The sequence below is a fragment of the Rufibacter roseus genome, from assembly GCF_001647285.1.
GTDB lineage: Bacteria > Bacteroidota > Bacteroidia > Cytophagales > Hymenobacteraceae > Nibribacter > Nibribacter roseus.
Genome location: NZ_LRML01000014.1, coordinates 41,911 through 63,474 on the forward strand (window position 1 = coordinate 41,911; position 21,564 = coordinate 63,474).

Consider the following 21,564-nt stretch of genomic DNA (forward strand, 5'->3'; position numbering starts at 1 on the left):
ACAAGGTGGCTTTTTTGACCCTTCTTACCCTTTTTGCTGTTTTAGGCGTATTTTTGAAAAAAGGGTTCAAAACACCTTTCTTCAGTAAGTTCTACTGACTAATTTTTACCTGAACCGGGTTGGCCAGCTCCTCGGCAGTGTTCTGTATGTATTGCCGGAATTGTTCCTCGGTCTTGATGCCATTCGGCTCTAATTCCCAGGCTGCCAGAAAGTAGTATTGCAACTTCCCGTTGGTTGGCTTTAACTGAACCACATGGCTCAAGGGGTCTTCAGAAGAAAACGTGATGAAATCTTGGGGTCTGAAGAGAACGGCAATTCCAACATTATCTGGTGGCGTGTTAAGGCTTTGCTTACCGTAAGTATACATGTACCCGAAGCTTTTGCCTGCCTCTCCTTTGTCTGTGACCAGTTTGGCTGATTTATCATTCGTGAGGCCTGTGCTAAGGTTCTTCGGCTGCCCGCCTGTCACCCTTATTTGGTGGTTCGTTAAACGTGTACCAGCATGAATGCTCAGCTGTGACTGCACATTCAGTTTGTGCCCTGCTACCTGCCAGCCATAATAGTCCGTGACAATAGAGGAATATACCGGTCCGTTTTGGGCTATTTTGCTGTAGGTGCTGTCGGTTTTCTCTACCCGTATGGCTTTGCCTTTGTCAAACATAGCTAAGCTTCCCACGCCCAAAGCCTTGCCAACTTTGAGGATATCCATGCCCCAAGCCTGTTCTTTATGGTAAGAATCATAGCCATCTAGGCCCGCCTTTTGAAGCACCATTTCATCCGTTTTCTTCCCGAACACGTCAATGGCGTTTCTCCAGTCAAGGTAAAAGCGGTAACCCACCTTATCAGATTCCCAGCCCGGACCTTCATAACGCAGGTAGTAAGAATGGTCGGTCAATTCATCAGGCACCCGCAGCGAATCTATTTTCTGGAAATCGCCGCCAATGTACTTGCGGTTCTCCCAGCGGCCACCTACTTTTTTGGAAAGCTCAGCCTGCGTACGTTTTGGGTAACTTTTAGCGATTGTGCCACTGGTGTTGTAGCGTATCGTCAGGCTCCTGCTCTCACCGGCAGCCAATTGGTCTAACACAAGCACAATTCCGCGGTTCTCAGCGTCACGGGAATTGTACTGGCTTGGTACCTCCGTGTCGCCATCAAATACGGCAAATGCCTGCGGATTGAATGAGTTCAAGTTTTGCAGCGCTTCTTCCTGCAGCAAGACCATCACGTTCTCTCTGGTTCGGTTCAGCGGGTTCTTCACCTGTACCTTAAATGATTTCTGGAAATCACCGGAAACCTGCTCTGATGAGGCACAGCCCCAGAATGTAACGAATACGGCTGCTACAACCAGGTGCAGCAAATATTTTACTTTACTGTTCATCTTACTATTAACTGTGTCTGGTCTAGAGATGTCGGAAAACCTTTCTCACTCCTTCCATACCGTTTCTACAGATTCACCTACACCACTCAGCGCTGACGTGTATGGGCGAGGTAGACTTACCTCACCACACTTTAAATACTATTTCTTTTGTTCTTCAGTGATTGTTTTCACCAAGCTGTTGATGTACACCTCCACATTGTCATAAGCAGTGCTCAGATGTCTTCCGTTGGGCTCAGGCTTATTAGGGTCAAGCTTATGCGCTATTTCCCAGTCATCTGGCATACCGTCATTGTCTGTATCAACAGGTGCGGCGGTAGACTTCAGTTCTGGCCAACCTCCCACGTCTGACTGGCTATCAATCAAGCCATTGGTGCTGCCCCTTGATCCTGGGGCTGTGAACGATCTATTCTTTACATTTTCCACTATGCGCAGATCAACTGCATCACGTTTCAGGGAAGCGCCACTAAAAGCCAATACTTTCTCGTAGGCTTGTTCAGCAGTATGTTCTGTTGAAATTTGGTACTCAATAGGAGCCTGCAACCGCACGTTAGCTCTTTGCGCCAAAGGTATGCTGCTGTCGTAATCTACCCCACCATTCCAATTATCTGCCGTGACAGTGGCATTGTTGTGCATGTAATTTCCTGCTATATAAAAAGTACCATAGCCAGCCCCCCAGGTAGGGTTGCTTTCAAAAGATACTTGCATAATGCGTTTGTTTTTACTACTTGGCGTGGCCGGACCGGGTTTGTAGTAGTTATTAACCATGTTGTATTTCCCGTTCTCCCCGCCATAGGCACTGTTATTGCCCCAGTTGTAGATGACATTGTTTCGGAAATCAACGTGCTCGTCGGAGTACCGACCTCCGTTCATGCCGGAGCGCCCTCCTCCGTTAAACCTAGGGTTACGGCTGTCATGGTGGGCCAATAGGTTATGGTGGAAGGATGCTTTTTGGCCACCCCAGATACCGCCGTAGCCATGCGCTCCCTTATTATGCACCGAATTTCTCAGGCTCTCAGAGAGGATGGACCACTGCAGGGTAAAGTTTTCATTTGAATAAAAAGAAGCAGCCTCATCTGTTGACCAACTCATAGAGCAATGGTCAATAATTATATTTCTTTGGTAACGGCCCCACAAAGCATCTCCTTCGGCCTCACCGGTATCGCCCATTCTAAAACGGATATATCTGATAATGACATTATCAGCAGCGATTGTTACCGGGTAGTTTTTAATTGTGATTCCATCACCAGGCGCGGTTTGTCCCGCAATGGTAATGTTAGGATTGTTGATTTTGAGTTCTGAGCGAAGTTCGATATTCCCTGATATGTTAAACAAAATATATCTGGCTCCGGTCCTATTCACCGCATCTCTGAGGCTACCAATACCACTGTCGTTCAAATTGGTGACATAGTACACTTTACCACCACGTCCACCAGTAGCAACTTGCCCAAATCCATCTGCACCTGGGAATGCCTTTACTTCATCTACTGTTGGTGTTGGTCCTTCAGGTGAAATGTCTTCCGGCTGAGGATCTTTGTCTGAACCACTGCAATTTGCAAAGGCTAGGCAAATCGCTAATCCTACCACTTTTGCCAACTTCTTTTGATACTTCATAGGGGACTAAATTTTTAAAAAAAAGTAGAATAGGTACAGCTATGGTAGCTGTACCTATTCTAAATCAGATTGCACTTATCTCCATCTTGGGTCGCCAGCAGTATTTCTGCCAGGGAAGTTTTGATCTTTAAATCTGAAGTCTCCATTTTTAGGGTTTACCCACAGATTTAAAGCAGTGCCGTTATATGGAGTTAATCCGGAAATAGAGAAGTTGGTTGTTACGTAGTCAGAAGTGTTATAACTATTATTGACTGAAACGGTAGTAGTAGCACCTGCCCTAATACCTCTAATGGTCTGGTTATCTGCTTTTCCAGTTCCCAGAATCACATTCCTGAGTACTATTCCATCCGAAACATTATTAGATGTATTGTAATCTACTAAATACTGTCCGGCAATTGGAAGTTCATTGATAGTCAGGTTTTCCAGTAAAACAGAAGTGGAATTGTTTCGACTAACCACAAACTTTTCTGCCTTGTAAATAGTGGAGTTTCTAATGCTGATTTTTTCAACTTTAGAGGAAGCAACGTCTATGTTGATTACTCCATAACTTCCTATACTGTCAATAACACTGTTATTTACTCTGAAGTTATTGATAGTGGTAGGCTGAGATTGCAACCTTACTATTCCTCTGAATTTACTAGCTCTAACATTATCAAAAGAAACAGTATCAATGGCTGAAGCATTGTTTATGTTGAAGATATACCGTGAAGTTGCGTCATCACTTGACATAATCACATCTTTGAACACAATCTTTTCAATATTGCTCCCCGCTACTATATTGAAATTGCTTGTAAAGTAGATAGAAGCTAATTCTGGAACAGTTAAATCGCTACCACTGGTAATAGTAACTGATCTATCTAATAAAGTTGTAGAAGAAATAGTATAGGTAAAACCTCTTTTTAAGATAATAGTACTGCCGTTCGGAACTTGGGTAATGGTGTCTTCTAACACACCAGGTCTACCCTCAATTTCACGGAGGTCTATCAGAATACCAGACAATGGCTCTTTAGTTCTGAAAGTAGTACTTCCCCTGTTTCTGTTACCTGCCAAAATATCGGCTGTATATGTTGTACGTGACTCAAGACCAGTTACCGTTACCATTCCTTGGGCCTTTTGAGTAGGTGTAAGAGTTATTTCTCTTGTAGCCCCAGATTCTGAAGTAAGTACAATTCTTGTTAATTCTTCTCTAGACGTAAACCGAAGAATAACTGCGTTATCAGCAATATCTGTCCCTTTTACTGGGTTGTCTAAGAATAACTGAATTCCTCTAATCCTGAAACTGTTACTGGTTAACCATTTAGATTCACCGCCAGATGTCTCTGTAGCATTGGTTTTGATCCGGGCAAAATAAGTTTCTTTAACAGCGATGTCATCTTCCGTTAACACAATGTAAGTTGTATCAGTCACCCCTGAAAAAACAACTGGGGTTTCAAACAATGTGTCTTTAGCTACCTCTACGGTATAAGACACATTGCTTTCAACAGTATTAGGTGGTGTTTTCCAGCTTAACCGTACAGAAGATTCTCCGCTAGAGGAACTAATGATTCCACCGGGCTGAAACATCCGCATGGGGGCAAGATTTTCGTCGTCTTCTTTACAAGAAGCGAATCCTATAACCACAAGTGCCAGGACTAGGGATGGTAACTTGAGATATGTTGAAAAAAGATTTTTCATTTTTCTATCTGTTTTAATTTTTATCTACACTTACTGCCCTACACCAAAATCCTGCGTCAGTTTCGCATTCGAATTCAGAAACCTTGTTGGGAATGGAAGTAACTCTCTGTCATTTTCTCTGAATTGGCTTGCAAATATCCTGGTAGGGCTAGTAGCAAGTTGCTCAGACACCGACAGACCCCAGTTGACAGACGTGTACCCTTCTGGTGCAGATGTAGTTGGTGCAGGTTGGTACATAACAGATGCTATAGGGTTTCCTCCGCTTGCACCCAATAAGTCGAGTGTTTGCATCTCATGATGTGCGGTAGTACTCTCCCCTATTAGTGGTGTGGCTCTGTAGAAGACACGAGCAGGCACATTGGCATATCGACCAGTTTGATTACGCATTTCCACTAATTTCTCCCTTGTTTCCCGTATTACAGTAGACAACAAGTTCCAGCGGATCAAATCATACCTGCGCAGACCTTCCCCACCCAATTCAAGGTAACGCTCATTTACTATAGCCTTAAAGAATTCATCCTTGCCTGTTGGAGTAACCCCCATTCTGTCTCTCCACTCTGCCGAGTAAGCTCTTTTTCTTACTTCTTCAAAGGCTTGAATGGCAGGGCCTGTAGCTCCTCCACTTATCTCATTTTCTGCCTCAGCAAACATTAATAAAACATCAGCATAACGAATCATTGGCCAATCAATACCTGCATAGTTAGTACCAGCCCATTTGCTAGGATCTGCCCAGTATTTTCTGAATTTACCATGTCTCCAGGGGCTGATTACCTGTTTTACAGTTTCCGGACCTACAGCATTTACCTGAAAATAAGCTATGGTAACATCTCTTCTGGTATCAGCAATGGAATCAAATGCATAGAAATAAGTTGGAACAGCTTCTGCCAGGGTGTTGGCACCACCATATCTACCCGCTAAATGTCGTGGTCCAGCCTGTATTCCAAGTTTACTATCTGTACTCGCACTATTAGCATCTGCTCCTATCCGCCAGATAATTTCCCTTGTCTCATCCTGAATACCCGCTCCGTGTAACGCTCTGAATACATTCTCAAATGACGGATTCAGTCTATTATCTCCATGCTGGATGATATCCCAGCATTCATCTCTTGCTATCTGGTAGTACTTCTTATAGTCTGAGCGACGAGCCATCGCCTTTGGCTCTTTTCTAAGCGAATATCCACCCGCAGCTAATGCAATTCTTGCTCTTAAAGCTTTTACTGCCGCTTTTGTAACGCGAGTGACAGGATCATTAGATTCATTTCTCCAAGGCACCAGGTCCTGTGCTTCGAGCAAATCAGACAAAATCCTATCATATATGACATCACGGTCTGTTTTCTCTACAAACAGATTCTGAGTGTCACTTGCCGGTTCAAACATTGCCGGAGCATCGCCCCAGTTTCTTATAATTTCATAATAAAACTGCGCACGCAATGTAAGCGCTTCCCCAAGAAACTTACGCATAGTAGCTTGCTGCTGGGGTGTACCATTTGTATAAAGGGGCGATATCCGGATATTCTTGATAACTACATTCGCACGTTCTATACCTTCATACAGCTGCACAAGCGAGTTATAGATATCTGTATTTCCAGGGCCAACACCAAAATGGCCGAAGGCTGTACGGTTATCTTGGTCCCATTCCGCCAGAAAAGAGAAATCATCGGCAGAAGGAATATAGAAGGCCAGGCGGGCACCATAACCGAAATCTCCCATTAGTTTATTGTAGGTAGCTGTAAGGGCCGCCTCAGTAAATCTAACATTAGAAAATACTATCTCTTGCGAAGAGGTGGATGGGTTTACTACCTCCAGATAATCATTACAAGAGGTTACTGTTACCATACCACCCACTGTAACAGACAGCAGGACAGATTTTATTTTATTGAATTTCATCTCTTTAGTCTAATTAAAATGTCACATTAACACCGCCCAAAACAAAACGGCTACGCGGATATGCAGCATAGTCTACAGATGGCGTGAGCGGACCATACTGTCCTGTTCTTCTTGTGTTCGCTTCCGGGTCATACCCAGAATACTTGGTGAATGTATAGAGATTGTTTACAGTAGCATATATTCTCAACTTAGAGAATACTCTTGTTCTGGCAACAAGGCTTTCAGGAATAGAGTAGCCCAATGTCACGTTACTGATACGAAGGAAAGAGCCGTCTTCAATTGCGAAAGAGTGCAGGAAATAGTTACCTCTTGTAGGCGTCCAATACTGGGTATTCTCATTCATGGCTGCCAATGTTTGTGGGTCAGTCACTCTTTGCCCGTTATCATCATACCACTTCCAGCGGTCTCTCATAAAGCCCAGCACGTTGGCATTGTTCTGAGTATACATGCCAGAGAATTCTACTTTGTTTGCGTTGTAAACCTGGTTGCCGTAAGAGAAAACCATAAACACGCTAAAATCAAAGTTTTTAAAGGTTAATTGTTGATTGAAACCACCTATGAATTTAGGTAATGCACTACCTATGATAGTCCGGTCTGCTTCTGTAATCAGCATGCTTTCACCTTCAGTGGTCTTCATTAACTTCAAATCTCCGGGACGTGGGTAATTGCCACCAAGTACAGCTGACTGGCTATTCGGAACACCAGGCTTCAAGACAAAATTACTGCCATTCATCAGGAAGCTACCATCAGCATTTGTTTCGAAGTCTTCCACTCTATAGAATTTGTCCGGGTGGGTTACATATCCGTAAAACTGACCTACTGACTCTCCAACGGCTACTCTAAAGTCTGGGAAGGTATTTGCATTACCTAACCAACCAGAACCAACATTGTAATCAGGGTTTGGAGCACCAAATGAGTTATTACCTAAGCTTACAATGGTATTGCGGTTGAAGGCAATATTGAAATTGGCACTCCAAGTAAACGCTTGTTTATCAACAATCACCCCGTCTAACTGCAATTCAACCCCTTGGTTTCTAGTTTTACCTACGTTTTGCTGTTGTCTGGTGTAGCCGGCAGATTGTGGAATGTCAGCCTGAAGCAGAAGATCATTTGTAGAGTTCCTGTAAGCATCAATGGTAACGTTTACTCTGTTGTTGAATAAAGCAATGTCTAAACCTAGGTTTCTGGAAATAGTTGTTTCCCAGGTGAGGAATCTATTAGCCAATACACCCGCTTCAAAACCTGGAGTTATAGATCCATCCGCATATGAGTAGCCATTAGATGGTCCAAGCAGCGTTCTCCATTGGTCAGGGTCTATTCTGTTATTACCAACAGCCCCATAACTAGCCCTTAGTTTCAAATCATACAGCCAGCTTTTGGTTCCTTCCATAAAGGGTTCATCACCAATATGCCAGGCTAGAGCAACAGATGGAAAAATACCTACACGATTTTCAGGCGCGAATAAAGAAGAGGCATCTCTTCTAAGTGAGAAAGAAGCTCTATAACGGTCACGGAAGCTGTAATTAGCATTCGCAAACAATGAGAACAGCCTTTCTTCGAATTCACCAGCATTAGGACGGAAATCCTGAGGAATCAAACCAGGAGGTGTTGCCTGGCGCAAGCCAACAAACGCCTGCTCTACCGGTAAATCAGCAGGAATCCAACCAATGGTGGAAGACGTAGTCTCGGTGCGTCTTTGCCAGATCTCCTGCCCTACCAGTACATTCAAACTATGCTCTTCGGCAATCTTGGTTTTATATTGCAGCGTGTTTGAATTGGTAATAGTATGCGATCTACTGCCGGCAAACTGTACAAAAGCTGTTCTGTTTTCTAATGGTATAGAAGGATCTTGGTTGTTAAGGTCATTATTCCTTGCTATGGATGTAAGGGGTCCGTTATACCGCTTGTTCTCCCTATCAGTATAAGCTATACCAGCTACCGTTTTGAAAGACAAGTTCTTTATAAGGTCATAGCTGAACCAACCATTCAAGATTATATCGTTTCTATTGTCAAAACGAATTTCCTGACTTACAAGATCTAAGGGATTTACCAGGTTATTCCGACGTAACTCTTCCGGGTCAAGGTCTTCTATCTGATCATTCACCCCAGGAACTACAAAAGGGGCATATCTAACAGCATTTCTAAGCCTGTTATTACCAGCCTGTCCTTCTGATGACCCCACACCTTCAATTACCTGACGGCTTAAGCGAGTGGTAAGACCAGTTCTTAAACGGTCAGACACCTTATGGTCAAACTTAAAAGAGGCAAGCGTACGCGTAAAACCTGAATTAAGCATGATACCTTCCTCATCGGCGTGATTCAGGTTGAAATTAAAAGAAGTGGATTTAGAGCCGCCTGTTACACCTAAAATATGTGTCTGGCTTTTGGCATTGCGTCCAAATAATTCTTCCTGCCAGTCCCTGGCAGGCATATTTCTGTATATATCCAAATCTTCCCAACGGCCATAGCGATCTCTGAAAGTATTTCTTGCATCAGCTCCTCTCAGGTCATGCACCTCGTATTGATACAAGGCAAACTCATGCGGATTCAGAACATCCAGCTTATTAACAATGCTTCTTACACCAGCAAAGGCATTATACGTAATTTGGGTAGGCATTTCTTTACCACCTTTGGTAGTAATTACCACCACACCGTTGGCACCTCTTGCTCCATAAATGGAGGTGGAAGCTGCATCTTTCAATACGTCTATAGACTGTATCTCCTGCGGAGAAAGGAAGTTAAGGGCATTCTCTACCTGTATTCCGTCTACTATATATAATGGAGAGTTATCACCTGTGATAGAGGTACCCCCACGTACTCGGATCGAAATTTCAGCACCGGGTTGCCCCTCAGATGAAGTTACCTGCACACCAGCCAACCGTCCAGCCAATGCGTCACCTGCCGTACTTACCGGAATATCCTGCAACTGCTTGGCATTCACCGAAGAAACTGAACTGGTTAGCTCTTTTCTGGTTACAGTCTGGTATCCTACCACTACCACCTCGTCTATCAACTTAGCGTCTGAGGCCAGAGAAACGTTAACGGTAGTACGGCCATTGATGGCAACTTCTTGCGGCATAAAACCAATGTAGGAAAACACGAGCGTGCCCGCAGCAGAAGGAACAGAAAGCGTATAGTTTCCTTCAACATCTGTAGCGCTTGCTGTGGTCGTTCCTTTTAAAAGAACAGTCACCCCTGGCAGACCTTCACCCTTTTCATCGGTTACTTTTCCGGTAATGGTAACGCTTTGGGCGAAAGCACCTAAAACGGTAGCGAAGAGAAAAGGCAGCACCAGCAGGTACCGTATCTTCTTTAGTAAGGCTTGTTGCATAGGTAACAATTGGGTTTTGTTTATTAGTAATTAACTCTTTTACAATAATGGTGACAGCTATAATCTGAGCAACCGATTGCATATTTACCAATATTTAAAATTAATAACAAAAAAATAGCTGCTTTTTTTGACATATTTTTAAAATCAACCCTAACACACGCTCTCAATTAACATTTTCTCACAAATCTTTCTCATCTACAAGAATAGCTCAAAACCACTACAAATCCCCAGCAACACGTGCTTTATTGATAAATTTTCAAATTTTCATACATGCCTGCGCAAACGATTACATCTAAATACCTGAAAACTGACACCTTAAACACCAGCACTGCCTGTCTTGCGCAATTGTTGAACAACTCTACCTCATGCCTCTAGCCCCATCTGTCCTCGCGCCAAATACCCTTTCCTTACAACCAACTCCATTCTGCCCGCCCCTCCTCCAGCAATTCAGGTTAAAATTTATCCCTCTGCTGGTTTTCCTATTACCGAGTAGATTGGTGGCCTACAAAAAAGATTGCATTTACAGTTTTACCACCAATAAATACTAGATATTTCAACATAAGCCACTTCTCTGCCTATATTATATCAATACAAAAGAAGGATTAATGAGCTCTTAACAATACCACCCTGTTCACTACAGCTAAATTTCACTGTCATCTTTAAGCACCTTTAACTTTCCATTAATATTATACTCACTAACTTAGACCTTTTAACCTCTATTGCTCGCGGCACAATTCTCAGCAAGAATGACGGAAAGCAACTGGCTTATTAACCAAAAAACAAATCATTGCTTCTATACCAGCATACCCAAAGTTCAAACCCAAGACACCTTTAAGGGCAACCGATTGCATTTCTCACCTTATCCTCTCAGCACACATCATCTATTACCCATAATTGCTTTTTTTGCAAAAACTATCTACCTACAGGCTTTGTTTTGAATAATTTCCTCTCCTCAATATCCCTCATTTACCATTTTCATTTTGATCAAAATCAGAAAAATCTAAAGAAAACTTAAAAAAATGTGCAATAATATTTGCATTTTGCGCAACCGATTACATAATTTACACTATTGAACTATGAACACAACTCATTCTACTCGTCACGCTATCCATCCTGAGGATTTCAAGAGCTACGGCACTGAAAAACTACGGGAGCACTTCCTGATAGAGAATCTGTTTCAGAAAAATTCTGTACAGTTAGTATACACTTTATATGATCGGTTAATTGTGGGCGGCGTGAACCCCGTCGACCAATCGGTTAAACTAGAAACCTTCCCTACCCTTCGATCAGAGAATTTTCTGGATCGTAGAGAGTTGGGAATTATCAATGTAGCGTCTCCCAGCACTGTAACGGTAGACGGCGAAGTGATAGAAGTAGGCACCAAGGAAGCCTTATATGTGGGCAAGGGAGTGAAAGAAGTGATTTTCCACCCTGCTCCAAACGGCGAGACACGTTTCTACTTCAACTCGGCCCCTGCCCACCAAGCTTACCCAACTAAGAAAGTATCATTGGCAGAAGCAGAGACGGTAGAGTTAGGATCGCTGGAAAACTCAAACCACCGCACTATCCGCAAGGTGTTGATTAATGCAGTGGTAGATACCTGTCAGCTACAGATGGGGGTGACTGAATTGCAACCGGGTAGTGTCTGGAACACCATGCCTGCTCACACCCATGACCGCCGCATGGAGGCCTACTTCTATTTTGAGTTACCAGAAGACCAAGTGGTTTGCCACTTTTTAGGAGAACCTCAGGAGACCCGCCACATTTTCGTGAAAAACTATGAAGCGGTGCTTTCTCCACCATGGTCTATCCACAGCGGCGCAGGCACTTCTAACTATACCTTCATTTGGGGTATGGCCGGCGAAAACCTAGACTACAATGACATGGACAAATTCCCCATTACTGACCTTAAATAAGCAGGCATGTTGAACCTATTTGATTTAAGCGGAAAAGTTGCCTTGGTTACCGGTGCCACCCATGGGTTGGGCATGGCCATGGCTAAGGCCCTTGCTAAAGCCGGGGCCACATTAGTGGTGAACGGCAATACTCCGGCTAAAATGGAAAATGCCTTGGAGGCCTATGCGGCAGAAGGCATTCATGCCAAAGGTTATTTGTTTGATGTCACGAATGAAGCGCAGGCCAAAGAGCATGTAGAAACCATTGAACGTGAGGTAGGCCCCATTGCTATTTTAGTGAACAATGCCGGCATGATTAAACGCATTCCGGCTCTTGAAATGGAGGTGGAAGACTTCCGGAAGGTGCTGGATGTAGATTTGACAGGTCCTTTCATCATGTCCAAGCTGGTGGGCAAGTACATGGTGGAGCGCAGAGTAGGTAAAATCATCAATATCTGCTCTATGATGAGCGAGTTAGGTCGCAATACGGTATCGGCCTATGCCGCAGCCAAAGGTGGCTTGAAAATGCTGACACGCAATCTGGCCACTGAGTGGGCCAAGTACAATATACAAGTGAACGGAATAGGCCCTGGGTATTTTGCCACGGACCAGACGGCCCCTATTCGGGTAGATGGCCACCCGTTCAACGAATTCATTATTCACCGAACACCTGCCGGACGCTGGGGTGACCCAGACGATTTAGCCGGAGCCACCATATTTCTGGCCAGCAAGGCCAGTGACTTTGTGAATGGCCAGATTTTATATGTAGACGGAGGGATATTGGCAACAATCGGGAAACCGAGCAACGAGGAGTAAGCATTACATAAGGAGGATCACCAATGAAGAGCAATGAACCGGCACCCGTGGCACCAAGAAACAAGGTGACCATCCATGACATAGCTGAGAAGCTGAACATTACCGCTTCAACGGTTTCGAGGGCGTTAAACGATAACCCCAGAATCAGTGACGTGACCAAGAAGGCTGTTTTGAAAGCAGCCAAGCAACTCAACTACCAGCCCAACAATATTGCCGCTGCGCTTCGTAATGGCAAGAGTTATATTATTGGCATTATCATTCCTACCGCCGACCGCTCTTTCTTTGCCTCGGTAGTACGCGGAATTGAAGAGATAGCCAACAAACTCAACTATAAAGTCATTATCTCCCAGTCGTATGACAACTATGACAAGGAGGTACAGACGGTAGATGCGTTACTGAGTGCTCGGGTAGACGGTATCATTGCCTCCATAGGGAAGAATACGGAGAACTTTGACCACTTTAAAAGACCTCAGGAAAAAGGCATTCCGCTGGTGCTTTTTGACCGCACCACTGATGATCTGGAAGTAAGCCAGGTTATGATTGATGACTATTTAGGTGCCTACAAAGTAGTGGAACATCTCATTCAGCAGGGCTGCCGACGGATTGCCCACTTCACCAGCCCTAAAAAAGTGAGCATTTTCAAGGAGCGCCTTCGTGGGTATCTAGATGCCCTGCGTGATCATGAGATTCCGTTTGATGAATCGCTCGTGATTAAAAGCAATCTTCAGCTTGAAGATGGCCGGGAAAGCATGAAGCAACTGCTGAAATTAGAACAACGCCCAGACGCTGTATTTTCTGCCAGTGACTACGGAGCTATGGGGGCCATGCAGGTAGCAAAAGAGCAAGGCCTGAAAGTGCCGCAAGATATTGCGCTAGCAGGTTTCGGAAACGAACCTTTTACCTCTTTCTCTGACCCAGCCCTTACCACAGTAGACCAGTTCAGTCTTACCATGGGCCGCATTACGGCCGAGCTGTTTTTTGAGAATTTCAAGCAATCGGGAGACAATAAGTTAGTACCCCAAAAAACAGTACTTAAGCCGGAGCTAATTATTAGGGGATCCTCTTTAAAAGGAACTGGACCTAAGAAATAAACTCAGAACATAGATCCATCCGAACCTTCATACTTATTTCAGACACTCCAAATCAACGCATTATGCAACCTCTAAATAGACAAACCGCCAATATCACCGCCCTACGCCCGGTTAAAGTACTACAATTCGGAGAAGGAAACTTCCTGCGTGGGTTCGTGGATTGGATTGTTGACATCCTGAACGAAAAAACCGACTTCAACGGCTCCGTGGAATTGGTGCAGCCTATCAACCAAGGCATAGTGCACCTGATCAACAAGCAGGACGGTTTGTACCACGTATTATTAGAAGGCATCCAGGGGGGTGAGGCCACCCAGGAAACCCGTTTAATCACCTGCGTTTCCGGCGGATTGAACCCTTATGACGATTACCAGGCGTATTTACAGCGTGGTGAGAACCCAGAACTGGAATTCATCATCTCCAACACCACCGAGGCCGGTATTTGCTTTGAGGCAAATGACACCACGCCAGATACCATTCCTTCCAGCTTCCCGGGTAAACTGACCGCTTTGCTGTACCGCCGTTTCCAGCACTTCAATGGTGCCGCTGACAAAGCCTTGACCATTATTCCGTGCGAACTGATTGAGAAAAACGGTGAGAACCTGCGCAAAACAGTGTTGCAGTTTGCCCAACACTGGAACCTGCCCGAAGGTTTTGTAGCTTGGGTAGAAAATGACACTATCTTCTGCAACACATTGGTTGACCGCATAGTGCCGGGCTTCCCGAAAGACAACATCAAAGAGATTCAAGCGGAGATCGGATTTGAAGATAACCTGGTGGTGAAAGCGGAGCCTTTCCACCTATGGGTGATTGAGGCACCGGCTTCCGTAGCCGCTGCCTTCCCGACCGACCAAGCTGATTTACAAGTAAAATTTGTAGATGACCTTACTCCTTACCGCACCCGCAAAGTACGTATTCTGAACGGCGCCCACACCGCTCTGGTTCCGGTGGCTTATCTGCAAGGTTTACGCACGGTACGAGAATCAGTGGAAGACGAAAAAGCCGGCACGTTTATCCAAGAAGCCATTTTTGAGGAGATTATCCCCACGCTTGACCTTTCAAAAGAAGAGCTGGAACAGTTTGCCAACGACGTGATTGAGCGTTTCCAGAACCCGTTCATCCGCCACGAGTTGATGTCCATTGCGTTGAACTCCGTGTCTAAATACAAAGTGCGCGTTTTGCCTTCGGTTTTGGAATTTCAGGCCAGAAAGGGACAACTGCCCCAGCGCCTGTTGCGCTCTTTGGCCGCCCTCATTCTGTTCTACAAAGGCGAATTCAATGGTGAGCAAATTCCGTTGAACGACACCCAAGATGTTTTAGACGCTTTCAAAGCCGCCTGGTCTAAAGCTACTCCGGAAGAAACCGTAAACGCCATTCTTTCTAATCAGGACTTCTGGGATACCGACCTTACTCTGATTGAAGGTTTTGAGGCCACCGTTACTCAGGAACTGAAAGCTTTGCAGCAACAGGAAGTTCAGGTAGGCTAATCTTTCCAAAAACAGCGGCAATTTTTATAATGGTCGCTGTTTTTGACTTATTTTCACGAAATCATGCTTAAAACACAAAAGCTGTAAAAGCCTTTGTTGTTTCATTTCCCAATAAACGACTCAAAGTACATGTCATTTTTAGACGACAACTTCTTACTTCAGACCAAAACGGCCCAGAGACTTTACCATGAGCATGCCAAGAACATGCCCATTATTGACTACCACTGCCACCTGTCGCCGGAGGATATAGCTAACGACCGTAAATTCAACAACCTGACGCAAATCTGGTTGGAGGGCGACCACTACAAGTGGCGCGCCATGCGTACCAACGGTATACCCGAGCGGTTCTGCACCGGCGATGCGCCTGATTTTGATAAGTTTGAGAAGTGGGCGCAAACCGTGCCGTACACCATGCGCAACCCACTGTACCACTGGACGCACATGGAACTGAAGCGGCCTTTTGGTATTGAGAAAATATTAAAGCCAGAATCGGCTAAAGAAATTTACGAGCAAGCCACCGAAATGCTGCAAACCGACGCGTTCAGCGTGCGGGGCATTCTTAAAGCCATGAACGTAGAGATCATCTGCACGACTGATGATCCCGTTGACTCCCTGGAATACCACCAGAAAATTGCCGCCGATAACTTCGGCTTGAAAGTGTTGCCTACGTTCAGGGCAGATAAGGCCATGGCCATTGAAGACGCTGGTTTCTTGACCTATTTGCAGAAACTAGAGCAGGCTTCTGGTGTGTCTATCTCGTCTTACCAAGACCTGCAGGATGCCCTGAAACAGCGCCATGATTTCTTCCATGCCCAGGGCGGACGCTTATCTGACCACGGTCTGGAGACGATTTACGCCGAGGAATATACTGACGAAGAAATCAACGCTATATTCTCCAAAGCGCTACAAAAACAGGCGCTCAGCAAAGAAGAAGTGCTGAAATTCAAATCAGCTGTATTGGTGTTCCTGGCCTTAATGGATCATTCCAAAGGCTGGACGCAACAATTCCACTTGGGAGCGTTGCGTAACAACAACACCCGCATGATGCGCGAACTGGGCCCAGATACCGGGTTCGATTCCATCGGTGATTTTGACGTGGCCCGACCGCTGTCTAAATTCATGGACAAGCTGGACAATTCTGACCAGTTGGCCAAAACCATCCTGTACAACCTGAACCCAAGCCAGAACGAGCTGTATGCTACCATGATCGGCAACTTCAACGACGGCAGTACGCCGGGTAAAGTACAGTACGGATCTGCGTGGTGGTTCCTGGATCAGAAAGAAGGCATGGAGCGCCAAATGAATGCCTTGTCTAACATGGGCTTATTGAGCCGTTTCGTGGGTATGCTCACTGACTCCCGTTCCTTCCTTTCCTACCCACGCCACGAATATTTCAGAAGAATACTTTGCAACATGCTGGGCAACGACGTGGAGAACGGCGAATTACCGGCTTCTGAAATGGAATGGTTAGGCCAGATGGTGGAGAACATTTGCTATAACAACGCCAAGTCATACTTCAACTTCTAAGCTAGGGGCATGGGCAAAGTTTTATCCTTTGGAGAGTTATTATTGAGAATTTGCCCCGATATGAAAGGGCAATGGCTGGAAGAAAACCGCCTGCCTTTTTTTGTGGGTGGCGCCGAACTCAATGTGGCCACGGCGTTGGCCTTATGGGACGTGCCTTCTTCTTACATGACCGCGCTGCCTGACAATTTTATGTCTGAACAGCTGCTGGCATATATGCAAGATCGCCACATAGACACCAGCCGCATTTTACTGCAAGGTGACAGGGTTGGCCTCTATTACCTGCCCAAAGGCAAGGACTTGAAGAACGCCGGTGTTATCTATGACCGCGCCGGCTCTTCCTATGCTGGTTTAAAGCCACGTACCATTGACTGGGATACTGTTTTCGAGGATGTATCATGGTTCCATTTCAGCGCCATTTGCCCTGCTCTCACCCAACAAGTTGCCGACGTTTGTGCCGAAGCGCTGGAAGTAGCTAAAAGCAAAAACATCTTTGTGTCTCTGGACCTGAATTACCGAGCCAAGCTCTGGAAATACGGGAAAGATCCGGTAGAAATAATGCCCGCCCTGGCTCAATCATGTGACCTGATCATGGGAAATATCTGGGCAGCGCATAATATGTTAGGCATGCCTCTAGAAGAGGAACTGGTGCAGAACACCGAGAAAGAAAAGTTACTGCAGCATGCAAAACTTACTTCTGAGGCAATTTTAAAAGAGTTTCCGCGCTGCAAAACGGTAGCCAACACCTTTCGGTTCGACCACCAGCAGGGCATCCGCTACTACACCACACTCTACACACAAGGCGAATTAATCACGTCGCAGGAGTATGTGGTAGAGAAAATTCTGGACAAAGTAGGCAGCGGCGACTGCTTTATGGCTGGACTTTTATACGGATTTTATCACCAGCACTCTCCAGAGAAAACCTTGGAGTTTGCCACTGCGGCAGCCTTTAAAAAATTGTTTATCCCAAGCGACGCCACCACCAGCACGGTAGCCGAGATTGAACATACCATCACTGAATATGCCCAATAAAGAAACTGCCTTAAAAGCGATCACTGACCAAGGCTTACTCCCCCTTTTCTTTTATGAAGATGCCCAAGTAAGTCTTGAAATTATAAAAACGCTGTATGATGCCGGAATCAGAACCCTGGAGTACACGAATCGTGGCCCTGCAGCGTTAGAGAATTTCAGGTATCTGAAGTCTGAATTAGCTTCTTACTCAGATTTGCACCTAGGTATTGGCACCATCAAAACGGTGCAACAGGCTGAGGATTTCTTGAAAGCCGGCGCTGATTACATTGTAGCTCCAATTGTTGACCCTGCGGTTGGCAACAGAGTGCATGAAGCGGGCTTGCTTTGGATACCCGGCTGCTTTACCCCTACTGAAATTCATGTGGCTCAAACCGCACAGGCTGGGCTAATAAAGATTTTCCCAGCCAATATTGTAGGTCCGGCCTTTGTTTCTTCCATAAAAGAACTTTTCCCTGGCCAACTTTTCATGCCAACCGGCGGAGTGGAGATGGATGAGCAGAACATTAAAACTTGGTTTAAAGCAGGGGTTTGTGCCGTAGGGATGGGCAGTAAATTGATTAGCAAAGAAGTATTGGCTAACCGCCAGTACGATCAGTTGCGCACCCAAACCCAAGAAGCCCTGCGCCTGGTGAAGGCAAGCCAATCTTAACAGAACAACATGCACCAAACGAACAAACAAACAATAACTCAACGCCAACTAAAGCCCACCAAACTTCTGATGGCGTTGTTCATGCTAGGTACTTTCATTTTTGGCTCGTCTTGCAAAAAAATAAAAGACACCACTGAAATTAAACTGGCGCACGCGTTGGAGGTAACCCATCCTGTGCACTTGGCCATGCTGTTCATGGCTGAAAAGGTAAAGGAGAAATCAGGCGGAAAAATGGTGCTGGAGATTTACCCAAATGCCCAGTTAGGTAGTGAACGCGAGTGTCTGGAACTGCTCCAGATTGGCAGCTTAGGCATGACCAAAGTGTCAGCGGCCGTTTTGGAAAGTTTCTCTCCAAACTACAAGGTACTCAGCCTGCCTTACATATTTAAAACGAAAGAGCATTATTACCGCGTTTTGGAAAGCAGCATTGGCGACCAATTTTTAGCTGAGGGCGAAAAGTACTGGTTCAAGGGACTTACTTTCTATGACGCCGGAAGCCGCAGCTTTTACTCAACCAGAAAGCCGATCAACCGTCCGGAAGATTTGAAGGGAATGAACATTCGGGTACAGTTGAGCCCTACGGCCATTGCTATGATCAATGCTTTTGGTGGCGCAGCTACTCCAACAGCCTGGGGCGAGCTGTATACTGCCCTGCAGCAAGGCGTGGTAGACGGCGCTGAAAATAACCTGCCCAGCTTTTACCTTTCACGCCACTATGAGGTAAGTAAATACCTTTCTCTGAACGAGCATACCATGGTACCGGACGTACTGATGGTGAGCACCGTGGTGTGGGACCAACTGAACGATCAAGAGAAGAAGTGGCTTCAGGAAGCCGCTGACGAATCAGCGGTGGTGCAGCGGCAGCTATGGGCAAAGGCCGAGGCCGAAGCACTGGCAGCCGTGAAGAAAGCAGGTGTAGAGGTGAGTTACCCCGACAAAGAACCATTTTCTAAGCTAGTGGAGCCGCTTTATGAAACCTACAGAAATGAGCCGGAGGTGTATTCACTCATTAAAAGAATAGAAGCTGCCGAAAAAGCGCCCGCTCAATCTGAAGCTACTTCGCATACCTTATAAGCCACAGCCAGATGATTCGCAAAAAAATAGACAGCCTTCTGTTCGGACTTTTAGTCTTTCTCATGGCCTTCATGGTACTGAATGTACTGTGGCAGGTAGCCTCACGCTATGTACTACGGTCTCCCAGCTCCTTTACCGATGAACTGGCCCGCTTCCTCTTAATATGGGTGGGTTTATTGGGTTCTGCTTATGTAACCGGCAAAAAACTACACTTGGCCATCGACATCATTCCTTCCAAAATGACCGGAAAAGGCGCCAAAAACCTCAGTATTTTCATCAATATTCTGGTAGCGCTGTTTGCCCTGTTCGTGATGGTGTGGGGAGGGTTGAAACTGGTGTACATTACCCTAACCCTCAACCAAACTTCTGCCGCCCTTAACGTGCCATTGGGCTACGTGTACAGTGTTCTGCCATTAAGTGGCTTACTCATTATTTACTACAGCTTCATGAATTTGACGGAGAAGCGCAATGAGTCAGAAGTCATAGGCAAAGAAATGTTCTAGGCTCTCAGGCCTATCATAGATAATTAATTCCAAACCACCCGCTTACCCCGAACTAAAGACAAACTACATGGAATTTCTTGAAATTATAGTGCTGGTTGTCAGCTTCGTTATTCTGCTGGCTCTTGGCGTACCCATTGCTTTCTCTATTGGTATTTCCGCTTTGCTAACCATGCTGGTGAGCATTGCCCCTGAACCGGCTTTCACTACCATGGCCCAACGTATGGCCACCGGTCTTGATAGTTTCGCGTTGCTGGCCATTCCTTTTTTCATTTTGGCGGGTCAACTCATGAACCGAGGAGGCATAGCCAGTAGGCTCATTGACTTTGCGAAAGGTTTGGTTGGTACGTTACCAGGCGGTTTGGCGTACGTGAACGTGGTAGCCTGTATGCTCTTTGGGGCTATTTCTGGCTCAGCGGTGGCAGCAGCTTCTGCCATTGGCGGTATCATGAACCCACGAATGGTGAAAGAAGGCTACTCTAAACCATTCAGCGCCGCGGTAAACATCACTTCTGCCACCACGGGTATGATTATACCACCCAGCAACATCTTAATTGTATATTCATTGGCGAGTGGCGGTGTCTCTATTGCGGCACTTTTCGTGGCTGGTTACATTCCGGGTATTCTGCTGGGCCTTTCCATCATGATTGTAGCCGGCTTTATTGCCTGGAAAAACAAATATCCGGTCAGCGACCGCACTCCATTGCGCGTGGTTTTCAAGAAGTTTTTGGATGCTCTTCCCAGCCTGTTCCTGTTGTTCGTAATCATTGGTGGTATTATAGCGGGTATATTCACTGCCACTGAGGCATCTGCCATTGCCGTGCTGTACACCGTCATCCTGTCAATGGTCATTTATAAGGAAGTTAAAGTAGCAGACCTGCCTGACATTCTCATTAGCACAGTTATTACCACAGCCATAGTTATGCTGCTCATTGGTACTTCCATGGGTATGTCTTGGGTTATGTCTTACGAGAACATTCCGCAAGGCATGAGTGATGCTCTGCTTTCCATCAGTGACAATAAGATTGTCGTTCTCATCATCATCAACCTGATTCTTCTGTTTGTAGGAGTATTCATGGACATGACCCCGGCTGTACTTATCTTCACTCCTATCTTCTTACCAGTAGTGACGGCCTTGGGCGTAGACCCGGTTCATTTCGGTATCATGATGGTGATGAATCTTTGTATTGGTTTATGTACCCCACCGGTGGGCGGCGTGCTCTTTGTTGGGTGTGGTGTGGCAGGAGTAAGTATTAGCAAAGTGATCAAACCGCTGGTTCCCATGTTTATTGCTATGGTAGTGGCCCTGCTTTTGGTGACTTACATTCCGGAGCTTAGTACTTGGCTGCCTCGCCAGTTCGGCTTGTAGTTTCTTAACATCAGTATCTGTTTTAGGCCTGTTTTAAGAAAACCAAGTCTAAAACAGGAACACCTTGTATAGTTTTACAACAAAAAGGCCTTCTGCTTTGGCAGAAGGCCTTTTTGTTAGATTTATTTTATTTGCTCTAATAATGCTCTCTCTTACTGTTTTAGAACTGTTTTTGAAAAATGAGGCTTAAAACAACCAACCTCAGCAAAACTAAGGGGATGCATACCTTCAGCCCCTTTTATTTGAAAT

The 21,564-nt window shown here is 45.4% G+C and carries 15 protein-coding genes; 10 read left to right on the forward strand and 5 right to left on the reverse strand.

Annotation, left to right across the window (positions count from 1 at the left end; translation table 11 throughout):
• Positions 1-91: 91 nt before the first annotated feature.
• The 5 genes from A8O23_RS17295 to A8O23_RS17315 form a co-directional block, all read right to left on the reverse strand.
• Positions 92-1,378 carry a DUF4861 domain-containing protein gene (locus A8O23_RS17295; protein ID WP_066623967.1) on the reverse strand — a complete coding sequence of 429 codons (1,287 nt, stop codon included), beginning with the start codon at positions 1,376-1,378 and terminating at the stop codon, positions 92-94.
• Positions 1,379-1,516: 138 nt separating this feature from the next.
• Complete coding sequence (locus tag A8O23_RS17300) at positions 1,517-2,989, reverse strand: pectate lyase (RefSeq protein ID WP_066623969.1); 1,473 nt, start codon at positions 2,987-2,989, stop codon at positions 1,517-1,519.
• A 75-nt stretch (positions 2,990-3,064) separates the two neighbouring features.
• On the reverse strand, positions 3,065-4,663 hold the full coding sequence (locus A8O23_RS17305; RefSeq protein WP_066623971.1) for a DUF5123 domain-containing protein: 1,599 nt from the start codon (positions 4,661-4,663) through the stop codon (positions 3,065-3,067).
• A 30-nt stretch (positions 4,664-4,693) separates the two neighbouring features.
• Entirely contained in the window at positions 4,694-6,550 is a 1,857-nt protein-coding gene (locus tag A8O23_RS17310) for a RagB/SusD family nutrient uptake outer membrane protein (protein WP_066623973.1), read from the reverse strand.
• 13 nt (positions 6,551-6,563) lie between these two features.
• Positions 6,564-9,881, reverse strand: coding sequence for a SusC/RagA family TonB-linked outer membrane protein (locus tag A8O23_RS17315; RefSeq protein WP_066623975.1), 3,318 nt, complete (start codon positions 9,879-9,881; stop codon positions 6,564-6,566).
• A gap of 1,076 nt (positions 9,882-10,957) precedes the next feature.
• On the opposite strand from A8O23_RS17315, the gene kduI reads away from it, so the two are divergent.
• The 10 genes from kduI to A8O23_RS17365 all read left to right on the forward strand — a co-directional run bounded on the left by kduI (position 10,958) and on the right by A8O23_RS17365 (position 21,315).
• Positions 10,958-11,797, forward strand: coding sequence for a 5-dehydro-4-deoxy-D-glucuronate isomerase (gene kduI / locus A8O23_RS17320; protein ID WP_066623977.1), 840 nt, complete (start codon positions 10,958-10,960; stop codon positions 11,795-11,797).
• A gap of 6 nt (positions 11,798-11,803) precedes the next feature.
• Positions 11,804-12,592, forward strand: a complete 789-nt coding sequence (locus A8O23_RS17325) for a gluconate 5-dehydrogenase (RefSeq protein ID WP_066623979.1) — start codon at positions 11,804-11,806, stop codon at positions 12,590-12,592.
• A 23-nt stretch (positions 12,593-12,615) separates the two neighbouring features.
• Positions 12,616-13,683, forward strand: a complete 1,068-nt coding sequence (locus A8O23_RS17330; RefSeq protein WP_066623981.1) for a LacI family DNA-binding transcriptional regulator — start codon at positions 12,616-12,618, stop codon at positions 13,681-13,683.
• A 62-nt stretch (positions 13,684-13,745) separates the two neighbouring features.
• Positions 13,746-15,167, forward strand: coding sequence for a tagaturonate reductase (locus tag A8O23_RS17335; RefSeq protein ID WP_066623984.1), 1,422 nt, complete (start codon positions 13,746-13,748; stop codon positions 15,165-15,167).
• A gap of 129 nt (positions 15,168-15,296) precedes the next feature.
• Positions 15,297-16,694, forward strand: coding sequence for a glucuronate isomerase (gene uxaC, locus A8O23_RS17340; RefSeq protein ID WP_066623986.1), 1,398 nt, complete (start codon positions 15,297-15,299; stop codon positions 16,692-16,694).
• Between the two features lie 9 nt (positions 16,695-16,703).
• Complete coding sequence (locus A8O23_RS17345) at positions 16,704-17,723, forward strand: sugar kinase (protein ID WP_066623988.1); 1,020 nt, start codon at positions 16,704-16,706, stop codon at positions 17,721-17,723.
• The gene (locus tag A8O23_RS17350; protein ID WP_066623993.1) at positions 17,713-18,372 is read left to right on the forward strand and encodes a bifunctional 4-hydroxy-2-oxoglutarate aldolase/2-dehydro-3-deoxy-phosphogluconate aldolase; all 660 of its coding nucleotides are present in this window, start codon (positions 17,713-17,715) and stop codon (positions 18,370-18,372) included. The genes A8O23_RS17345 and A8O23_RS17350 overlap by 11 nt, the downstream gene beginning before the upstream one ends.
• Before the next feature lie 9 nt (positions 18,373-18,381).
• Positions 18,382-19,446 carry a TRAP transporter substrate-binding protein gene (locus tag A8O23_RS17355; RefSeq protein ID WP_066624000.1) on the forward strand — a complete coding sequence of 355 codons (1,065 nt, stop codon included), beginning with the start codon at positions 18,382-18,384 and terminating at the stop codon, positions 19,444-19,446.
• 11 nt (positions 19,447-19,457) lie between these two features.
• Positions 19,458-19,949, forward strand: coding sequence for a TRAP transporter small permease (locus tag A8O23_RS17360; protein ID WP_066624002.1), 492 nt, complete (start codon positions 19,458-19,460; stop codon positions 19,947-19,949).
• A gap of 67 nt (positions 19,950-20,016) precedes the next feature.
• Positions 20,017-21,315, forward strand: coding sequence for a TRAP transporter large permease (locus A8O23_RS17365; RefSeq protein WP_066624004.1), 1,299 nt, complete (start codon positions 20,017-20,019; stop codon positions 21,313-21,315).
• Positions 21,316-21,564: the final 249 nt, after the last annotated feature.